Below are 21,701 nucleotides of genomic sequence, written 5' to 3' on the forward strand. Positions count from 1 at the left end.
TGAAAAATTCTACGTAACAATTTTTAATTTTATTGAGAAACTAACTTCACCAATCTCTCAGAAACTGCAATTTCTTTCCCATTTTTGAATATCCTAAAACCTTTTCCTTTTTTATATTTTTCTCCCGTTTTATCCCAAAGAATCGTAATAATATTACCATGATATAAAACATTATCCAAACAAAACCAATCCCATTTTTCTTGTGGAATCAACGGATTTACCTCTATTTTTTCATCTGCTCTTGGGCGTAAACCAACCAATCCTGTAATCACTAAATCATTGAAAGTGGAATGATTATAATAACGGCTTCTTTCCCTGTCGCCCATTAACCAATACCCTGTTGTTTCGTCTAAATATTCGCCAACATACGGTTTCCCTCTGTAATACTGCGACTGAACGTACAATTCCATTTGCTTGAAATAATCCGGTTTGGCTACAAAATTCTGATTGTAATTATTCAAAACATTAGCTAAAGCCGTTAAAGTCTGCGAACTTGCAAATGGCCAAATCGCTCCATCCCACTCACAGGTTCCAGTTCCGTGCGTTCTAAAACGTGAATTTCTTCGTTCTGCCGTAGTCAAACCAAATGGAGCCGAAAATCCTTTTTCATCTTTAATTTGTTCCCAGGCTTTTTCAAAACCTTTTTCTTTTTCAGGAAGATTAAAATACCACGGAATAAATCCGATCGCTTCTCTAACCTGTGCTAAAGTATCTTTTTCAGTCAAAGTTTCAAAAAATTCGCTTTTCTGATTCCATAATTTCGTTTCTACCAATTGCTGTAAAACGTTAGCTTTCGCTTTGAATTTGGTTTCTGTTTCCTTATCGCCTTTCAATTCAGCCATTTTAGAAATCGCTACAGCATTTCCGTACATATAACTGTTTATCGTTGGTCTTGCATTTTGTACTTTTCGTCCGCCACTTAAAGATTCTTCCATTCCATCTTTCACATCATGCTGCCAAAACAAACCATCTTTACGTTGGCGGTCTTTTTCCCAAACGGTATAATCTGTAACCATGTCCGAGTACAAATCCAATAAGAATTTTTCATCCTTATTTACCAAATAACGATTGAATAAAGCATCGGCTGTCCAACTGCTGAATTTATACAATTTATTCATTGGTTTTCCATCATTGCCTCTATACCAAAGTTTCACATCTTGCTCAATATATTTCGGATCATGAACCCATCTGAATTCATTGATATGATGTCCCAAAGCACAACTAATCATATTGTATTTATCGGCATACGAACGGTCAACCAAAAACTCTGTAATAGCAAATCCTTGCGGAGTATTTTTGATATGCTTACGAACACTCCACCATCTGAAATAATAGATTTCCTCAAAATTCTGTTGTGGACATTCAAACAGCGGAATATTCTTTTCCATCCACGCCCAAGCACTGTCATTGGGAATCGCAAATTTTAAATTTTCATCTTCCATTGTGTTGAAATAATCAACATAATGTTTGAAATTTTTTTCTTTTAAAATAACAGATTTTCCTTTTTGAGAATGTCCTACACCTGATTTACAACCGCTATTTATACAAGCGATTAAAATTGAAAGTGTTATTATTTTATGTTTGAAATGTTGTAACATATTCTATTTTTATTTTATTATTTTGGTACTGTTTTGTCATTTCGACCGAAGGGAGAAATCACACGCGGGATTCGACAAAGATTGGTGACATTCTGTGCGGAGTTTCTAGTGTGATTCCTCGTTCCTCGGAATGACAAACTAGACTTATACTTTATTTAAAATATTAATTCCCCGAAAAAGTATAAGTCTGCCCTGCTTTCATATTCACATCATAAATATTATAAGTTGGCAATTGAACTTTAGGCAATTTTGCTTCATTTGAAATAATCGGTTTCTTTACTTCTACATCGTAAAACAACGGATTCGGATTTTTTCCTTTTGCTTTTTTAAGCGAAGAACCTTTTAAAGTATTCTCAACTTTCAATCTACAATTTCCTCCTATTTTCGAATAGATTTTTAACTCTGAAACTTTATTGTTTTTCCAAGTCATATCAATTACAAAACCACCTCTTGCAACCAAACCTTTAATACTTCCGTCTTTCCAAACCGTTGGCAAAGCAGGCAATAAATGAATCGCATCTTCCTGACTCTGCATCAGTATTTCGGCAAAACCGGCTGTGCATCCAAAGTTTCCATCAATTTGAAAAGGCTGATGAGCATCTAACATATTCGGATACGTGCCTCCACCTTTTCTTTGGTCTGCTGTCACCAAATGCAATTGATCCTGAATCAATTTATACGCATGATTTCCGTCCAATAATCTCGCCCACAAATTCACTTTCCATCCCATTGACCAGCCTGTAGACTCGTCTGTTCTATAAATCAAAGATTGTTTAGCCGCTTCAAATAATTCAGGTGTTTTAATGGCCGAAATCTGATTACTCGGATACAATCCGTACAAATGCGAAACATGTCTGTGATTGTCTTTCGGATTATCCCAATCTTCCTGCCATTCCTGCAACTGATTGTGTTTTCCCACTTTCATTGGAGGCATTTTGGCCAAAGCATCGCTTACTTTTTTCGCATAAACAGCATCTGGAGAAACCAAAGCCGAAGCTTCAATAACATGCGTAAACAAATCAAAAACCAACTGATTATCCATTGTTGTTCCCGATGCAATTGTTGCTTTTCCTGTTCCGCCCGCGTGTATGTTTTCAGGCGAACTTGACGGAACAACCACTAAATATTTTGTGTTTGGATCGATAACCATAAAGTCAAGAAAGAAATCAGCAGCGCCTTTCATAATCGGATAAATTTCTGCTAAATATTTTTTATCGCCAGTATACAAATATCTTTCCCATAAATCCTGACAAACCCAAGCGCCACCAGTCGGCCACATTCCTGATGCTGCTGAATCTACCGGAGCGGTAACTCGCCAAATATCGGTGTTATGATGCAAAACCCAACCGCTAGCATTGTACATTGTTTTAGCCGTTTCTGCGCCTGTTACAGCCAATTCTTTTGCCATTTGCACAAAAGGTTCGTGCATTTCTTGCAAATTGGTTACTTGTGCGGGCCAATAATTCATTTCGGCATTGATGTTTGTTGTGTATTTACTATCCCAAGGCGGAGTTACCATATCATTCCAAATTCCCTGTAAATTGGCTGGCTGTCCGCCTGGCTGTGAACTCGAAATTAGAAGATAACGACCAAATTGGAAATATAAAGCAGCCAATTGCGGATCGAATTGTTTTGAAAAATCTCTAATTCTTTCGTCTGTTGGCTTTTTAACTAAATCATTTGAACCTAAATCTAAAGAAACTCTGTTGAAGAATTTTTGATAATAATCAACGTGAGCTTTCTTAATCGTTTCAAAATCTTTGGTTTCTGCTTTCGCTAAATAGTCTTTGCTTTTCGCAATTTCATCACCCGAAATATCCTGATAGTTTTTGAAATTGGTTGCAATCGAAATGTATAAAGTCGCTTCATCGGCTTTGTTGATACTTAAAACACCGTTGCTGGCATCAATTTGTCCACCTTTATTTTTCGCCGTTAATCGGCCTTGAAATTTTACTTTTCCTTTTACGCCTTCAAAGTTAGTTCCAACTCCCGAAAGTATAATCTGGTTTCCTTCTGTCGAAGCAACCGTTTTATCAATCGGACTGTTCATGAAAACATTACAAGTAATCTGTCCCGGCTGACTTGCAGTAAGTTTTACTACAATAACCTGATCTGAAAATGCAGTTAGAATTTCTCTTGTAAATTCAACGCCGTTTACTTTGTATTTTACTTTCGCTGTTGCATTACTGATGTCTAAATCACTGTAATAATCGGTATATTTTTGATGTCCGTTGAATGAAATATAAACGCTTCCAAAAGTCTGATATGGCATTCCGTCATTGGTTTGCGACATGATATCCTGCGTTGCCAAATCCTGAGCTTCATCAAATTTTCCGTCAAAAATTAACTGACGAACAATTGGTAATGCTTTTATCGATTTGGAATGTGCATTGCTGTTTGGAGATCCTGCCCAAATGGTTTCTTCATTTAATTGCAAACGTTCCACTGCAGGATCGCCAAAGACCATTGCCCCCAAACGTCCGTTTCCTAAAGGTAATGCTTCGTTCCAGATAGACGCAGGTTTATCGTACCAAAGTTTTAGGTCACTTTGTGCTGTTGCTGTCAAGGAAAAAATTCCAAAACAGATTGCCGTTATTTTAATTTTTAACTTCATAGTATATTTTTTTTTGCCACGAATTACACGAATTGCACCAATTTCTTTTTTTAATTTTTAATTCAATTTCTCTAATTTGTTTTGCCACAGATTAAATGGATTATTTGGATTTTTTTATCTCCATAATCTGCTAAATCTGCGAGAGTAATTTTTTCCGCAGATTTAGCAGATTTTAATCAGTGGAAATCCTTTAATCTGTGGCAAAAAAAATAATTCGTGCCAATTCGTGTAATTAGTGGCAACTTCTATTTTACTTCTTAACCTCGTAAACTTTCAGATTTTTTTCTCCGAACATTTCATATAATTTGTTGATGTCTTTTAAAGCATTTTTTGGCAATTTTTCACCTTTATCTCCAAAGACAAACAACTTTTCTTTTGGTTCAATTACACAAGTCGATTCGTCGATTTCGCCTTTATCATTCTTCACTTTATTCAAATCTAAATTTAAATATTTTGCCATAAACGGATACAAAGCCATACGTTTCGAGATTCCGAAATCGTGTCCTTCTTTCGCAAAATGAGCATTTTCAACTAAATCTTTCTTTCCGTACAATTCATAGGTTCTTTGAATAAAAGGAAATTCCAATTCCGGAACCGCCAAAGTCCAGTCTTTTCCATCAGAAACAATCAATTGTGGTTTTGGAGCCATCATAGCTGAAATTTCCGCGTTGTTTGTTCCGTTTCCACAAAGGTGAATTCCGCGTCCGCTTTCACATGGACAACCACCTGAAAAATGAGAAGAAACCATTACAACCGGAGCCGAAACTTTTACTCGATCATCAATGGCAGCTAAAAACATGGTATGTGAACCACCGCCAGAACCTCCAGTAACACCAACTCTCGACATATCAGCATTTTTTACGGTAGCAAAATAATCCAATAAACGAATTCCAGTTAAAACCTGAACCGTCGATGCAATGCTGTTTCTATGCGTTTCTTCCGGAAATTGTAGTAATGATTCTCCCCAGGCAAATAGATCATAAGATACAACAATTGCTCCCATTTTAGCCATGATTGCACATCTGTACTGTTCATCTTTTCTATATCTTCCATCTCCAAAATGTCCGTCAGGCGTTAAGATAACTGGTGCTTTTTTATTTAACGGATACGGCTTGTAAATCGATCCTGTTGCATAAACACCTGGCAGAATTTCTAAAGCAATATTTTCAACACTGTAATCTTTATAAATTCTTTTTGGAGTTAAAAGTGGTTTAGATTTTGGCATTGGGGGCGCCTTTTCTAATCCAAATGATGCAATCATACAAGCTTTTAACTCCGTTTTGCGTTTCTCCCATTCTTCTTTGGTCGAATAAAGGCTTTCTAAGTAAAACAAACGCTCTTTTCCTTTATCTACCGAAACTTTATGGTTTTCATACTTGCGTATGATGTAGGTTCCATCGGGTTGTTTGAAATACATCAATTCAAACGGTGCCAAAATATTGGTCAGTGAAAGCGCTAAATTTCCAGGTTCAATTCTCCAATCGGCGTAATCAAGTCCTTTTCCTTTTAATAAACCTCTATCGTCGTTGATAGTTACGTTAAAAACAGATTCTATTTTTTTCAATGTTTCTGATACCGGTTTTCTAAAATTAGTATCAGAAGTCCTTTGTGCATTGGCAAATGTCAAAGCAAAAAATAAAATTGTTATATATATGTTTTTAATTTTCATTGTTTCGTTGTGTTAAACTAACTTAAAATTGAACGCTGATGACACGGATTTACTTCGTAAAGACGCGGATTAAAGCGGATTTTTTTATTTTTTTTAATTGCCTCCTGCTTTAGCTGGAGGAAAATATTATTGATTTCTACATTGGCTTTAGCCGAACTTAGTCGTTTGGCTAAAGCCCTGCGGCTTGTCTTGTTTTCTTAAACCTCCAGTTAAAACTGGAGGCAATTCAATTTTACATCTTGAAATAGAACAAAAAAATCCGTATAAATCCGCGTCTTCGCGATAGCGAATCCGTTTCATCCGTGTCCCATTATATTGTGCATTCTATTGTATAAATTCCTGATCCTAATTCCAAAACAGGCTTTTGGGCTTTTTCATCAAAACCTGCCCTAAATCTTTTGCCATCCATTTTTATTTCCGAATTTTTAGCAACCGGTAATTTTACTGTCGCTGTTGTATTCACCGGAATCTGAACCGTCAAAATAAACTTACCGTCTTTCTTTTCCCAAAAAGAAGCAATTTTTCCATAAACCGATTGATAGTCCGCTTTCGCGAAAGTCATATCTCCAACTACTTCCGGCTGAATAAAGAAATGTTTGAATCCATGTTTTTCAGGATCTGACATAATTCCTGCCAAGCTTTGGTAAAACCATTCTTCAATTTGTCCTAACATAAAATGATTCCATGAATTTCCTTTTCTCGGATCCCATTGTTCGGTTAAAGTGGTCAAGCCAAATTTAATCTGAAAACCATAACCCGGCGCATCGTAATGATTGTGCATTTTATACATCGTTTCGTTTTCTCCGTTTCTTGCCAAAGTCTGGAATAAATAACGATTTCCAACATCTCCCGTTGTCAAACGATCTCCTTTTTCTTTGATATCAGCTAAAAGATTTTGCATTACTGCCTCTTTATATTGCGGTTCTACGATATCCATAAATATCGGAACGGCATTGCTAAACTGGCTGTTTGTTCCGTATTGTTTAGTTTCTTCGTTGAAAAACTCCTTATTGAAAGCCGTTTTAATCTCTGAAGCCAACATATTATATTTCTCAAAATCTTCAGTTTTACCTAATAATTTTGATGCTTTTGCAACTAAATAAGCGCCATAGTAGTAATGAGAAGTCGCAGAAAGCGCAATCGGACTGTTTTTAGAATATCCCGCAGGATGCGTTCCGTAATCGTACCAATCGCCCAATCCGTGCGAAACGATATGGTTTGTTGCTTTTGTTCCTAAATAATCCACGTAATTCTTCATTACAGGAAAATATTTTTCTAATAATGAAGCATCTCCATAATATTCATAATACATCCAAGGCAGAATTACACCTGTTACACCCCATTCTGGAGAATCGGTAAAATCACCTCCAAAAATTACATATTCAGGAACAATTGTCGGAATTAAACCATTTTCTCTTTGTGAATCAGAAATATTCTGCATCGTTGCTGGAAGGAAAGTTTGAAGATTATAATTGAACATCAAACCGGGACCATTTAACTGAATTTCTTCCAGCCAGCCTAATTTTTCACGTTGCGGACAATCGGTAAAAACGCTTTGGAAATTGCTTTTTATGGAGTTGTTAATCAGTTCATGTGTCTTATTAAAAATCTCATTGGAGCATACAAAACTTCCTGCTTCTCCAGCCGAATTATAAATGAAATTCGATTTTAAATCAACCAAAGTTGGAAGATCTTTATTCTTATCTTCTTTATAATTAATATTTTCAATCTGAACATACTGATAACCGTAGAAACTGAATTTTGGCGTCCATTCTTCTGTTCCGTCTCCTTTTAAAGTGTAATCATAATAATACGGTTTTCCAGATCTTCCTTGCGCGATTGTTCCTTCTTCATTTAAACCTTCGGCAACCCAAACACGAATTGATTGTCCTTTTTTTCCTTTTACTTTGATGGTTGGAAATCCCGAAAGATTCTGTCCCATATCAAAAACATAGAAATTTGGTTTCAGTTCTTTTACGGTTTTAACCTCGTATTGCTTCTGAATAATAACTGGTGGTGCTGTCTGTGGTCGTAAAACTCCTTTTGGCGCTTCCTGAACCACAACCTTTTTCCAATCTCTGTCTTTGAAACCTTTACGATTCCAGTCTTTTTGCTCTAAATTGGCATTGTAATCTTCTCCTCCAAAAATACTGTTATAGGTAATAGGACTTTTGCTGTATTTCCAAGTTCTATCTGATTTTATAATTTCTTCTGATCCGTCATTATATTTGATTTTCATTTTGAAGAACAAAGTCGGAGGACCAAAACTTACGAAGAATTTGGTATATCTTTCAGCAAGCGTATTGTACATTCCGTTTCCTAACAAAACGCCAATTACGTTATCGCCTTTTTGAAATTCTTTTGCGCTTAACTCGTAAACATTATAATTAACCGTTTTATCATAATCTGTCCACAAAGGCGCAAATTGGCTGTTACCCACTTTTTTCCCGTTGATGGTTAATTCGTAATGTCCCAGACCTGAAATATAAACTACAGCTTCTTTGACTGCTTTTTCTACTTCGAAAGGTTTACGCAACATAATACTTCTGCGTGCCAAAGAATCAGAAGCATTGATAAACGAATTCTTTTTCTCTCTGTTAAAAGTCGCTGTATGATAATTTCTTCCTTCTGGCAAATGGCTGTCGGCTTTGGTAATGGCACCAATCCAAGTCGGATTTAAATCTGATTCTAAAGAAGCGGTTCTGAAAGTAGCCGTTTTACTCCATTTTGAAATTTTTCCTTCCTGATTCCATACTTTAACTTTCCAGAAGTATTTGGTTTCGCTTTTTAAAGGTTTTCCGTTATAAACAATATGCAGGTTCTTATCTGTATTTACTCTTCCCGTATTCCAGATATCTCCATCATCATTATTTAGTTTTTCTTCTGACGAAGCCACCAAAATAATGTAAGCGATTTGTGATGCATCAGATTCTTTTGAAATCAATTGCCAGCTCAATTTCGGCTGATTCTCGACAACTGCTAATGGGTTTTCAGCCATTTCTGTAGTTAAATGTACAGGCAGAATTTGTCCATTTGAAATGAACGTGATTAAAAAGCTAAGTCCTAATAATATGTTTTTGAAATTCTTCATTATTATTTGTTTGGATACAGAATCCTTATTCTCATTTTTTGTCATCCTGACGAAGGAAGGATCACACTAGAAACTCCTCAAAGTTAATCGACAATCATTGTCGAGCTACTTGTGTGATCCTTCCTTCGTCAGGATGACAAGATTACGGTTATTCTACTCTACAACTTCTTCGTAATCAACGATTCGATATTGAATACTGCTTCTGGAATTAATTTTCCTGTTTGAGGCAGATCATCGTAATCGTCTGTGTCTGGCGCTGTGTCTGGATCTGGCGAATGTCTTTGCTCTCCTGTTCGGAACATGATTCGCTCAAAACCGTCTGTTGGCGCATAAAATATCTTTGTTGATTCTTTTCCATCGTTTACTTTTATAGTATACTGACGGTTTTTAGCATCTAATTTAACTGTGATTGTATATGCTTTGTTTGCTTCGTACTTTGTAACCGAACTCAAACGCGCACCATTTTTTACCTTTAATTCTCCATCCGAATCAAAAATTAATCTTACCGATGGTAAACCTTGCTTATTTTGAAATTCAACTTGTAATAAACCATGATTATTTTGTTCTGGTTTTATGGTGAAAACAGCTTCCATTTTTGATGCAAAAGGAATAACTCTTTCAGCACGTGAATAGTCAAAATAATCCTGATCTCTTAAAGTCAGCCATTTCTTACCATCAGCTTTCTTTTCGATTTTTGTTGATGCCCAAGAAAGGTCGTACGTATTCCATAATTTTAATTCTTGTCCGTCTGGAAGATTATTGAAAACGTCATTTACATTTTCGGTTACTACCGAAGTAACAGGAACGGGAATCGATGCCACCCAAATATCCTCTTTATTCATACTATAACCCACCCAGATTTTTCCGTCTGGCGGAGTTCCGTTCTTTTCTGTAATTCCGCGAACGTATTGAGGACCTGCCGATTTGTAATTTCCACCATAACGCATCGGACTTACTTCTCCGTGCACCAACAATAAATCTTTATAATTTAAACCGTCGTCACTTGTAGAAATTGCCAATGGCCAACGGTATTCTGATGGATTATAAAACGTTGCATAACGATTGTCTGACGTTTTTTGTCCCCAGATTTTAGCATTGCTGTTTACAAATCCTGGCGCACGCAATGGCATATAATCCCAAGATTTTCCGCCGTCTCTACTGATGGATGTTAAAGCATGTTTCCATAAACCAACGACATTTCCGTTTGGCAAATGGTAATAACTAAACGCTTTGTACGGTTTCTGTAACGGAATCAATTCATCATCACGATCGGCTTCTTCTACCCATTGCTGTAGAACCAAAGGTTCTGATAAGATTTCTTCGCAAGCTTTTTTCAAACCTTTGTCTTTTGATGCGGTATAAAATGGGAATTTCGATTTCGATTTGTCCCAAGTTTTGTTGTATCTAATGAAATAAATTTCGCCGAAACTTCCGTCTTTCTTGATTTCACGAATTACACGTCCAATTCCTTTTCCGTCATTTGGATCGTCTTTTTTATCCATTGCGATTCCGTAATATGCCAAAGCAAAAAGTCGATTGTCTTTTGAAGTATAAAATCCCATTCTTTGATGCATAATCGCATCCAAGTTTTTGGCAACGCCTTCGACTCCTTCTTTCTTCCATCCGTCAGGAATACGGTAAATTGGAAAAATAACTTCTGGTTTTGTCCACGTTACGCCGTCTTTAGAAGTCATTAATAAAGTCTGGCTTGGCGGAATATGTTCGCCCGAAGGATCGCTTAAATAATGCAGATAAAAAGTATTATTCCAATACGCCATCATCGGCTGGTGGTTGTATGTCCATCCAAATCCATCTGCTTTTTCAGGGTGTTCACGACTTGCACGCATAATTTGCGTAGCGTGAACCCCAACCGCTGGACTTAACTGTCCGTGATGATAATCGATGTTTGAAAGTGTTTTTCCAACATAACGCACTGTGTCGTTCTGCGCATTTACAGCCGTGCTAGCCAAAAGGATTGTGGCTGTGATGATGTTGGTTTTTATGTTTTGGAAAGCAATCATTTTATTTATTTTTTTGCCACAGATTACACAGATTAAAAAAGATTATTTTTTATCTGCTTGATCTGCTAAATCTCCGGGAAGAATTTACTCTCGCAGATTTAGCAGATTATGCAGATTTATATTTTTAATTCTCAGATCTTAAAAAAAATCCTTTTAATCCGTGTAATCTGTGGCTATATAATTTATTTTCTATCAATTAATCCTTTTAAAACGTCCGCAGAGATTGTTGTAATCGTTCCGTGCTTGTGTCCTTCAGGAAGAGTTATTTTTGATGAAACATCTTCAAAATGAACAAAATCTGTTGTACTTAACGCTTTATAATTTTTTGAACCGTAATTGTCATAATATAACAACCAGTTTTTACCAACTTTAACTACCGTTGGACCTTCAGATAAATATTCGGTTAAAGGCTTTGAAGGTTTTTCAAATGGCCCTAAAGGCGATTTCCCGAAAGCTACTTTTATGTTTCGCATGGGTCTTGTATTGTCTTTCAAAACCAAAACGTAATCTTTCTTTCCTTTTTTAACAATTACACAATCAATTACGCTAAAACCCGGATCGTAATATAATTTGGTATCCGAAAACGTTTTGAAATCTTTTGTCGTTACATAATACATTCTGTGGTTATTTTTTTCCTCTTCAACTCCTTTTGGATATCTAAATGGAATTGTTGATGCCCAAATAATGATGTATTCTCGTTTTACATCATCATAAAAAATTTCCGGCGCCCAAACATTTACGACTTCTGGTTCGTTTTTCATAACCGGAATATATTGTTGTTCTGACCAATGAATCAAGTCTTTTGAACTTGCGTAACCAAAACCGTTTCCACCTTTCCAGTCGGTTGTCCAAACCATGTGATAGGTTCCGTCGGCTCCTTTTGTGATGGACGGATCACGCATGATTTTACTGGCTCCGATTTCGGGTTTTAAAAATGAACCTTCTAACCCTTTCCAATTGTAACCGTCTTCGCTATATGCCAAATATAAACCTTCTGTTGCAGGTTCTCTAAACGACGTAAAAAGATATAAATCTTTCTTTTTCTGCGCATAAGTTATGGCAAAAAGTGAAAGGGTTACTATGATGAATATTTTTTTCATGCTTTGTTTATCTTTCCTGCAAGGTTTCCAAAACCTTGTAAGTATATTTTATGTTTAATCCAGAATCTCACTGATTGCAAAAAAAGCCTAATCTTTCTCTTTAGCCCCGATTGCAGTGAAAATCCTTTTGTACTGGGGTTCAGTACAAAAGATTGTAACGGAAAGCGGGACGATGTTTCCTAAAATGCCTATTGTTTCTGCTTCTAAAAATAATTATTAAATACCTACAAGGTTTTGGAAACCTTGCAGGAACACACTATTCTATAATTGCTTTTTTATCTATAGAAGCTCCTTTTTTGATTTTCGTTGTTACGTTGTTTAAAACATTGTTTTTTAAGAAAATGTTTTTAGTGTCTTTTCCATCCGCTTCGATAAAAATATCGGTTGGATTGAATGGAAAATTATTGTTGATCAACGCATTCGAAACATTATCTAATTTGATAACGGGAACTCCTTTTATAGCTGTTGAAGATCCAACGTTGTCTAAAATGATGTTTTTTGAATCTGATATTTTGAAAGAAGAACCTACAGTTGCGTTTACTTTTACATCGTGAAATTCTACATCTGTTGCCGTACTTACCGTAAAACCTTCTTTTCCGTCCATATTGATGTTCGAGAAAGTGATGTTTTGAATTGGCATTTCCGTAATTCCTAAAATTTGTCCAGCTTTGTTTACGTTTGAAGCCGTAATGTTGCTCATGTGAATGTTTCTGAAAATCGGCGTTTTCTCAGTTACAGGTTCAACTGTAGTTCCTTTATCGTAGAAAAGGCTTAAAACGATTGCTTCTTCTTTAATGTTTTTCATAACGATATTATCAACGCGAATATCTTCTACAACGCCGCCTCTTCCACGAGCCGATTTGATACGAATTCCGCGATCTGTTCCGTCAAAAACACAGTTTGAAATCGTGATTTTTTTTATTCCACCCGACATTTCACTTCCAATAACGACTCCGCCGTGACCGCTAAGCATGGTGCAATTTGTGATAGTTACATTTTCTGTCGCTTTCCCATATTTACGTCCGTCACCATCTCTTCCTGATTTGATTGTGATACAATCGTCTCCAACGCTAATATGGCAGTTTGAAATATGAACGTTGGTGCAAGAAGAAGGATTGATTCCGTCTGTATTTGGCGAATGTGGATTAAAAATCGAAATTCCGGTAACGGTTACATTATCACAAAATTCTGGGTTGATTGTCCAGAAAGGTGAGTTTTTAAAGGTTACACCTTCAATTAAAATATTTTTGCAGTTGTAAGCCTGAAAGAAAGATGGTCTGAAGAATTTCTTGTCAACAGTTCTTTTATAATACGGTTCTGTGTAAAGGCCTTTGTTTTGCTCTTCCCACATGGTTTGATATTTTGTTGGAGGAAGCGGTTCTTTAGCCGTTTCGATTCTGTATACCTCATTCCACCACGCTTTTCCTTGTCCGTCGATTACGCCTCTTCCTGTAATGGTGATATTTTCTGCATCTTTTGCGTAAAATAAAGGTTGGAAACTTTTCATGACAATTCCTTCGTAACGCATTTCTACATACGGAAGAAAATCATCAAAATTCTCTGAAAACTTTAAAAGTGCTCCAGAATCTAAGTGAATCGTAATATTGCTTCTTAGTGTTAAAGCCCCAGTTAAATATTCTCCCGCAGGGAAAAAGATAGTTCCTCCGCCGTTTTTAGATGCTTTTTCAATGGCATTCTGAATGGCTTGTGTACATTTTATTCCTTTGTTGTTTCCGCCTTCGTTTAGGATATTCAGCCAGCCGTCGTTTGCGAAAGCCGTGTTCAATCCGGTTATAAAGCAGAGTATTATTAGTATATTTTTCATAGTTTATTTTTTGGTTTCACGCAGATCTTTCAGATTTTAGCAGATTAACGCTGATTTATATTTTAAAAATATCTGCAGAATCTGCTTAAATCATTTTAAATCTGCGTGAAATATTGTATTCTCTTTTTGTGAATCAAAGCATTTTACTAATCACTTTTTACTTTTCACTAATCACTTAAATAGATCTCAAAATCAAAACCCAGTCATTACCATCTTCTTTTTTACCTTCTGGCTGAAAATTTTGAGTTCCTTTATTATCAAATATTCCGATTTTGGTTTTCTTGCCATTTCTTGGATTGTACCAAGTTGCTTCGAATTTATCCCCTAAAATTTTTCCAAGTTTTACTTCTATTATTCTTCCGTTGTACGTGTATAATAAAGCGTATTTTTCACCTCTTATAGCCGGAATATAATCGTATTTCTCACCTTGATTCACCACTAAAGAAACATCTGGAGTTCCTTCTAAAAATGGGAATTCTTCCATTAATTTCTTAATATAAACCATTTGTTTTGCTCCAGGTGCATTAATGGCTGATGTCCATAACTCTTTGTTTCCGTAAGCGGGTTTATCGCCTTTTCTGAACATTTGCATTACGGCATTGTGTCCGTATGTGTATCCAGCTCCACCTGATAAAACCGACCAATATCCGTAACGGCGAACATCGCTTGCTGTCCATTTTGGCTGTAAAGTGTCGTGCAAACCGTGTGGAATTCCTTCGTAAGATGGTTCCCCGTCAAGTGTTGGTTTTGTTGGTTTTAACTCGAAATCTCTTAGGACAAATTTGTAATTGTCTTCTTTGAAATTCGTTTTTACTGAATCCTGATCGTATCTTCTGTGTCCTGACTGGAACATATTGAAATCCAGCCATTTTTCGTTGTGGAAATTCTCTGAAGAATCGGTTCTTCCAAACGGGTGGAAAGTCACTAACTGATTTGGATTATTTGTTTTTAAAGTGTTTCCGATAGCATTCCAGATGTCCTGAAATTCGTTCCCGTGAGTATCTCCTCCGTTTAACCAAATTACGTTGGTTCTGTTTTTATATCGGTTAGCTAAAAACTTCGCATATTCAGTTGCCTGTTCCTTACTTACTTTATTTCCTTTTGAAACGTTGGTTCCCCAAACTGGAACCATTGCTAGATAAATTCCATTTTTCTGAGCTACATCTAAAGTGTAGTCGACGTGATCCCAGTAATCGTATTGCTTCGCATCTTTGAAATCATTTCCTGCTGTAATCAAAGGTTTTGAAACGTCTTCGTTAATTAAAGCTGCGTCACCATAAACATTTACTGCATTTATATTGTGCAAAACCATTACCTGAACAACATTAAATCCTTTTTCTTTTCTGTCTTTGAAATATTTCTCAATTCCTGCTCTGTCCAGTTTTCCGAATGCCAGCCAGCCTGTGTCGCCCAGCCAGAAAAATGGTTTTTCGTTGTCGGTAACAAAATAATGCTGATTTTTAGATACTTTGATTTCAGGCAGAGATGCTTTTGTTTTGGCAGATTGCGAAAATCCGCTTTGTGCTGTAAACATAAAGCTTATACAAAGAGCGTATAAAGATTTAATTTTCAGATTCATTTTGGTTTGTTTTTGAATTGTGTTCTTATTTTTTTGCCACAGATTTCACTGATTTAATGGATTTTCCAAGCTTTGTCTTTATATTTTTTCCCGCAGATTTTACTGATTTTGGCAGATCTACGCAGATTAAAATTTAAAAAATCTACTAAATCTGCTTAAATCTTTTTTAAATCTGCGTGAAAATTTACTCTCGCAGATTTTATTTTAATCCTTTTAATCTGTGAAATCTGTGGCTAACTATTTTTTCACTACAAAAAGCACTTTTTCTTTTATTTCTGCTTGTGGGATTGTGACTTGTTTTCCTCCACTGATATTGGCTTTTTTTGTTATATTTCCTGTTGTTGCGTTGATTGCAAATACTTCAAATGTTCCTTTTTCGTTTGATAAATCGATTGTGATATCTTGGTCGGTTTTCAAATAAAAAAGATAGCTTTTTCCTTTGTTTTCGAGTTTCCAAAGATTGTCTGAAAAGGTATTTCCATCAACTAATTTCATTTCGCTTAAAGCGGCATAAAATTCAGGAAGTTCGATTTTTGGAATGTTGGGCATTGAAGCTCCCGCCATTAAAGCCGGCCATCCAAATCTTGAAGAACCGTCTGTTGAATATAAAATGACTTTTTCTGGATATTTTTCTCGGTATTCACGAACGGCGCGATATACTTGATTATCTGTTTCTTTTCCAGTTTTTAGTTTTCTGGCGTGCTGTCTCGGTGCTAAATTTACGCCTCCTTGCGGAGCGTATGCTGAACCATCTTCTTTGTAATACCAATAACGAATATCGATTATATCAACGGTTTTTACTCTTTTATCATCATTTAAAATCGCGTCCTGAACGTCTTTAGTAGCACTTAATCCAATTAAGCCTTTCTTACCTGTTTCGTCTTTCCATTTTTGAGCTTGGTCTAACCAAAATTCCATGAAATGTAACGGACCTGTATATTCGGCACTTGTTAACTGAATTACGTTGCTGTTTTCCTGAAAGTTCTCAAATGATTTTCTAATGAAACCTTCATGCAATTTTCTTCTTTGAGCATTGGTAATATCGTAAAACTGCTCCGCCATAAAAATACGTTTGTCTCCTGCGTAAGGCGGTGGCTCTGGAAATCCTGTGCTGTTGATATTATTTGCTGAACGCCAAGGTGAACTTGCCCAGTGCGCTCCAGCTTCTAAAATATTGTGCTGGAAATATTGCTGATTGATTAACAATTGTCCGTTTGGTTCTGCAAGCGTTGCAAACTGCGCTAAACGGCTCCAATACCAATCGTTGAATTTTGTTAAATCATATTTACTCAAATGATCCCAAGCGAAATCTTTTCCGCTTCTGGCGAAAGGCTGTTCATAAAACGGAGGCCAAACATCATCATCAACTCTGCGAACACGCTCGTGATCGTCCATTCTTCTGTCGTACCATAAACCGTAATTGTGTTCTAAGGCAACGATATTGTTTTTAGTTAAATAATCTACCGTTTCTTGTACTTTATCGGTCAATCCGTTTCCTGTTCTTCCGGGTACAAAACGAGTGATGTGCGGGGTAGATTTGTTTACGAAATCGTCCGTTAAATCTCCTCTCCACCAAGCTACGTTGGTTTGTTTTCCTGCAATTACTTTTCCTTCAAAAGTTAACCAGCCGTTTTCTGTAGTTACTTTAGAAGTTAATTTTTCAGTTTTATTTGAAGCAACTTTTAAATCGTTTGCATTTTTTAAACCTTTACTATCCGTATTAATGGGATTTGCTTTTGAAGCTTCTGCAATCCATTCTTGTAAACTTTTTGCCGTTGTAGCAGCATTTTTAGTCAATTCTCCAGCAACTTCTACACTCGGACTTGAAGAAGCTTCTGAACCTAAATCATAGATAAAAGGCTGAACAGGAAGTTTTCCTAATCTGGCTTCTAGTTGTGTGTAGAATAAACTTCTTGGACTGATATGTTCGTTTACGTTTTTCCAGTGTCCGTTTCCTCCAAATTGTCCCCAAACTCCAAAAGCCCAGTTTTGTGCAGTTGGCGGACTGTAACATTCTACTTTAGAGGCTGATGATTCCCAGATTACAGAATTAGCTGCTGTCCATCCTGCGCCTCTTCCGCCTTGTTCTCTGTTGTTATAACTTAATGCTTTTCCGTCGATATTGGCAATATCAAATAAAACTCCTGTTGCCCAACTTCCGATTGCGCCACTGTTTTTGAATGGTAAATGAGATTCACATTGTACGAAAGCATTTGGTCCAGTTGTACCGAATCCGCCCACAGCGAAATCATGATATCCAAATTCTGAGTAACAACGCTGGAATAAAGTCTGCTGACCTTCGGTATAAAAAGTGTGTCTTCTGAATGAAGCGATTTCTGAAATTGGTTCTGTGGCAATACAATCTTCAACTGTAATTTGCTGACTTGTTTTTAAAATCGTAACAGCTCCACCTGCAAAGTGTCTAAAATTAACTTGTTTTACCCAAGCATTTCTAGTGTTTTCAATACTGATAGCCTGCCAACGGTGTTCTTCGTCTTTTAAATTTGAAGAATTATAAGTTGATTTTATTAATATGTTTTCAATTCCAGTATTTTCAATTCTTCCTAACCAAGAATAAACGGTTACTTTTGAAGTTCCAAAAACATCATCCAAAGACATAGTGATTGGTGTGTTTAAAGTTACTTCGTTTCCGTTTATTTTGGTTACAACGCGATTCCAAGTTGTAATCCAATCGCCTTTTTTCCAGCCAATCCAAGAGGTTTCTCCGCCGAAATCCTGCATGTTTACTTCTTTAATGAAATTATCCGTTAAAGGTTTACTGATTTCGATTTCGTCGCCAACTTTTAATTTTAATGTATTTTTTAATTGGATTTTCTGCGTTCCAAGTGGTGTATAAGCGTTAGCGAATTCAAATGAATCTTTATACACTTTATCGTTTACACCTAAAATTCTAATTAAGGCTTCTCTTTCTAATCCTGTTCCTAAAAGTACGGTTCCGTTTTCGGAATTTCCGCTTCCTCTTAAAACTACTCCTGATTTTCTGATATATAATGTTCCGCTAATTTTGAAAGTTCCTTTATCTAATAAAACGGCTCCACGAAATCCTGATTTATCTGGTTTTAATGCACTGACATAATCAATCGCATTTTGGATTTTCTGCGTTGCATCTTCTTCTTGTTTCGAAACAAAAATTTTGTTGTCTAGATTTGGAAGGACAACTTCTGAGTTTCTGTATCCTGCGAAAGAAAAATCTGGAATTTGATTTCCTTGATTATCGGTTGTGAAAGAAAGTTTTCCTTCTTTGGTTTTGATAATATCTGGGAAATTGTTTTGGGCTGTGATGTTTATACTGAAAAGCATCGCCAAACCAGATAAAACTATTTTATCTTTTTGAAGAGAGATTGTATTTTTTAACTGGATAAAATTCACCTTATTATTTTTTTAGACTTTAAAATTAAACCATATAAGTAATATAAGCTCATATATTTTTTAGGTTTGTCTTTTTCCACAATCTTGTCATTTCGACGAAGGAGACCCGAGCGATAGCGAACAGGCGAAGCAAATCTCACGCGGGATTTACACACTGTTGCGGAGTTTCTAGTGTGATTCCTCGTTCCTCGGAATGACAAATTAGATGGATATTCTTTGTGTACTTAAACCTGACAGGTTTTAAAAACCTGTCAGGTTTGAGTTGAAAATACTTAACTATTGTAATAATGATTTCAGCTTCGCTAAAGTATCTGTATTGTTTTCATCTTTCGTCCAATCAGTTTTACTAGTTGGATCTATTCCGTTAAAATATTTCTCGATGTTGGTATATCCGTCTCCGTTTGCATCTTTATTCGCATCTGAAGCATCATTTGGATTTAAGCCATATTTCTTTTCCCAAGCATCTGGAATTCCGTCATTATCCGAATCTTTATAGGCTTTTCCTTTGTAAGTCGGATATCCGCCAACTTGGTCAGGATGTGTTATAATTCCTTTTTTATATGAATCCGCTGGTAATCTTCTTTTGATATATTCTTTTCCGATTGAATTTTCTAAACCGTCTTTTACTTCGATTTTTCCAGTTTTAACTTGTTTGATAATTCTCTCATCGACAGCATCTCTTTTCGGAATTGTTGCTCCAACATTCGTCAAAACAAAATCATAAGCTTCTTCTGCCGACATGATATTGAATTTTGGCATTGAAAAAGGTTTTGGCTGTTTTATTGCTTCTAAAAATTCTTTTCTTTCTGCTTCTGGAAGGTTTTCCAATTGCACTCCGCCATTCCAGTTGTCAGCTGTGACTTCAGGAGAACCAACAATAAAGTTTCCTGAAACATAAGCTCTTCCGTATTGTTTTGGTTCAATATAACCTGATTCTGGTTTTACAATTCTGTGTGCAATAGGTTCATTTTGTGGTGTAATTGGGCCAGGCTTAAAATAGTTGTTGATGATGTTCAACATTGAACGATAATCACCGCCGTCAAGTGTACGATTCCACCAATTAAATACTACGTTATTCACAAAATTAAAGTCTCCATACATTCCGATAGAAGCATTTCTTGAAATGTTGTCCGCCCATAAGTTGCGCATAAAAGTACTATTCAATCCGCCGATTGTACTTCCGAAAGCGTGATTATACGTGTCTAAACCTTCTGATGAAATAGTGTTTTGAATTGTGATATTACAAGCTGGTAATTTCTCCAGTTTCGATTTCGCATTAGCTGCAAATTGATGTCTGTATAAAGAAATATTTTCGTCCAATCCCCAGCTAACAGAGCAGTGGTCAACAATGATATTTCCCATTGGGTTTCCGCCTAATGCATCATCTCTTCTAGTAACTTCTGTAGCGCCACGACGAAAACGCATATGTCTGATAATAACGTCATGAGTATCAATTTCTAAAGTTTCTCCGGCAATACAGATTCCGTCACCGGGAGCCGTTTGTCCAGCAATGGTTACGTATGGCGCACGCATGCTAATTCTTTTTTTCAATTGAATAATTCCCGAAACGTTGAAAACAATTGTTCTTGCTCCAACCGCTTCACAGGCTTCACGGAAAGTTCCTTTTCCGCTGTCTTCTAAACTCGTAACCACAAATATTTTTCCACCACGTCCACCTTGTGTGTATGCGCCACCACCTTCAGCACCAGGGAAAGCTGGAATATCAGCAAAAACAAAATCTTTTGGATAGGATGCCCAAGGTAAATATGGTTTTCCTAGTTTTGCTTCTTCTTTAATAATATGAAGATTAGTATTCCATATTTCGCTCAGCCTTTTTTCTTCGTCAGCTAAAATAGCATCCGCTTTTTCCTGAACAGGTTTTGGAATTACAGGATATTGTGCATATGCCGATGATACAAGTGAACAAAATGACAACGCCATAAATGTTCTCTTTAAAGTATGTTTTGGGAAAATATTTTGCATTGAATTGTGTGGTCTAGTTAATAGTTTTTGGTGTAAAGTTTCGGAGTTTATTCTTTTACAGTAGAATCTTTTACTTTATTCTTTTCTCTTTGCTCAACACGTTCGTGCCAGTCTTTGCTTTCTTTATTTAGATCATAACCTTGTTTTGATAAATAATTGTTGATTCTTCCTTTATATTTACCAAACCAGCCGTGCTTTTCTTTAGATGAACCTGCGTCCATTGCATGTTCTCTGGCTTCAACTAAAGCTTTGTAGATGTAGTCTTTTTGTTCTGCTGTTAAATTTGGAAGCATGTCGTTGTAACCTGCAACTGTGATTGGAAGTACGCCATAAGTCATTCCGTCTTTCACTTCAGTGATTTTGTCTTCTGATAATTCTTTACCTAATTTTTTGATGTAAGATTTATGCAGTTTTGCAATTGATTCGTCTGCTTTTGCTTTCAGTTTATCAATCTTTTCGTTTTGCTTTTCTTTGGTTAAAGAAACATCTTCTTTAACTTTTTTGATTTCAGTATCTCTTCCATCCTGAATTTCAGTTAAGTCTCTGAATTGCTGCGCTATTATATTTGAAACTGCTTTTTCTTTTGCTTCGTTTTTCAAATCTAATTTGGTAACGATTTTCGCAGCTCTTTCATTAGTAACTTTTACATATTCAGGATCTAAATGCTGTTGCGCATTTAAACTTGAAAATGCGAAAACCAGCGATAATAAACCAGCATTTATTTTACTTAGTGCCATTGTCTTTCCTTTTTTAGTTATTTTTTTTAACTCAATCATAAGGCCAAAGGCCTTTAAGCAACACCATAGGATAACATCCTATGACTCACAAATC

General features: G+C 36.2%; 11 protein-coding genes. All 11 read right to left on the minus strand.

All coding sequences use genetic code 11. The features are described from left to right. Positions 1-29: 29 nt before the first annotated feature. The 11 genes from AABD74_RS17595 to AABD74_RS17645 all read right to left on the minus strand — a co-directional run bounded on the left by AABD74_RS17595 (position 30) and on the right by AABD74_RS17645 (position 21,607). Complete coding sequence (locus tag AABD74_RS17595; RefSeq protein WP_406843742.1) at positions 30-1,598, minus strand: MGH1-like glycoside hydrolase domain-containing protein; 1,569 nt, start codon at positions 1,596-1,598, stop codon at positions 30-32. 163 nt (positions 1,599-1,761) lie between these two features. Further along, positions 1,762-4,212: a glycosyl hydrolase family 95 catalytic domain-containing protein gene (locus AABD74_RS17600; protein ID WP_406843743.1), complete on the minus strand. Its 2,451-nt coding sequence runs from the start codon at positions 4,210-4,212 to the stop codon at positions 1,762-1,764. Between the two features lie 250 nt (positions 4,213-4,462). Then, complete coding sequence (locus AABD74_RS17605; protein ID WP_406843744.1) at positions 4,463-5,881, minus strand: acetylxylan esterase; 1,419 nt, start codon at positions 5,879-5,881, stop codon at positions 4,463-4,465. 310 nt (positions 5,882-6,191) lie between these two features. Then, a complete protein-coding gene (locus tag AABD74_RS17610) occupies positions 6,192-8,972 on the minus strand; it encodes a glycoside hydrolase family 78 protein (RefSeq protein WP_406843745.1) in 2,781 nt (926 codons plus the stop codon). Positions 8,973-9,130: 158 nt separating this feature from the next. After that, on the minus strand, positions 9,131-10,993 hold the full coding sequence (locus AABD74_RS17615; protein ID WP_406843746.1) for a six-hairpin glycosidase: 1,863 nt from the start codon (positions 10,991-10,993) through the stop codon (positions 9,131-9,133). Between the two features lie 182 nt (positions 10,994-11,175). After that, positions 11,176-12,093 carry a glycoside hydrolase family 43 protein gene (locus AABD74_RS17620; protein WP_406843747.1) on the minus strand — a complete coding sequence of 306 codons (918 nt, stop codon included), beginning with the start codon at positions 12,091-12,093 and terminating at the stop codon, positions 11,176-11,178. A 256-nt stretch (positions 12,094-12,349) separates the two neighbouring features. Further along, positions 12,350-13,918, minus strand: a complete 1,569-nt coding sequence (locus tag AABD74_RS17625) for a glycoside hydrolase family 28 protein (protein ID WP_406843748.1) — start codon at positions 13,916-13,918, stop codon at positions 12,350-12,352. Between the two features lie 175 nt (positions 13,919-14,093). After that, positions 14,094-15,497 carry a glycoside hydrolase family 140 protein gene (locus AABD74_RS17630; RefSeq protein ID WP_406843749.1) on the minus strand — a complete coding sequence of 468 codons (1,404 nt, stop codon included), beginning with the start codon at positions 15,495-15,497 and terminating at the stop codon, positions 14,094-14,096. 237 nt (positions 15,498-15,734) lie between these two features. Beyond that, on the minus strand, positions 15,735-18,887 hold the full coding sequence (locus tag AABD74_RS17635; RefSeq protein ID WP_406843750.1) for a DUF6298 domain-containing protein: 3,153 nt from the start codon (positions 18,885-18,887) through the stop codon (positions 15,735-15,737). A 276-nt stretch (positions 18,888-19,163) separates the two neighbouring features. Next, a complete protein-coding gene (locus AABD74_RS17640; protein WP_406843751.1) occupies positions 19,164-20,870 on the minus strand; it encodes a polysaccharide lyase in 1,707 nt (568 codons plus the stop codon). Positions 20,871-20,917: 47 nt separating this feature from the next. Continuing rightward, on the minus strand, positions 20,918-21,607 hold the full coding sequence (locus AABD74_RS17645) for a DUF3826 domain-containing protein (protein WP_406843752.1): 690 nt from the start codon (positions 21,605-21,607) through the stop codon (positions 20,918-20,920). Positions 21,608-21,701: the final 94 nt, after the last annotated feature.

This window comes from Flavobacterium soyae, assembly GCF_045348165.1.
GTDB classification, from domain to species: Bacteria; Bacteroidota; Bacteroidia; order Flavobacteriales; family Flavobacteriaceae; genus Flavobacterium; species Flavobacterium soyae.

Coding starts and splice junctions, on each gene's coding strand:
- AABD74_RS17605 (WP_406843744.1), bottom strand. CDS start 5,881: ATGAAAATTAAAAACATATATATAACAATTTTATTTTTTGCTTTGACA.
- AABD74_RS17630 (WP_406843749.1), bottom strand. CDS start 15,497: ATGAATCTGAAAATTAAATCTTTATACGCTCTTTGTATAAGCTTTATG.
- AABD74_RS17595 (WP_406843742.1), bottom strand. CDS start 1,598: ATGTTACAACATTTCAAACATAAAATAATAACACTTTCAATTTTAATC.
- AABD74_RS17600 (WP_406843743.1), bottom strand. CDS start 4,212: ATGAAGTTAAAAATTAAAATAACGGCAATCTGTTTTGGAATTTTTTCC.
- AABD74_RS17625 (WP_406843748.1), bottom strand. CDS start 13,918: ATGAAAAATATACTAATAATACTCTGCTTTATAACCGGATTGAACACG.
- AABD74_RS17640 (WP_406843751.1), bottom strand. CDS start 20,870: ATGCAAAATATTTTCCCAAAACATACTTTAAAGAGAACATTTATGGCG.
- AABD74_RS17645 (WP_406843752.1), bottom strand. CDS start 21,607: ATGGCACTAAGTAAAATAAATGCTGGTTTATTATCGCTGGTTTTCGCA.
- AABD74_RS17610 (WP_406843745.1), bottom strand. CDS start 8,972: ATGAAGAATTTCAAAAACATATTATTAGGACTTAGCTTTTTAATCACG.
- AABD74_RS17615 (WP_406843746.1), bottom strand. CDS start 10,993: ATGATTGCTTTCCAAAACATAAAAACCAACATCATCACAGCCACAATC.
- AABD74_RS17620 (WP_406843747.1), bottom strand. CDS start 12,093: ATGAAAAAAATATTCATCATAGTAACCCTTTCACTTTTTGCCATAACT.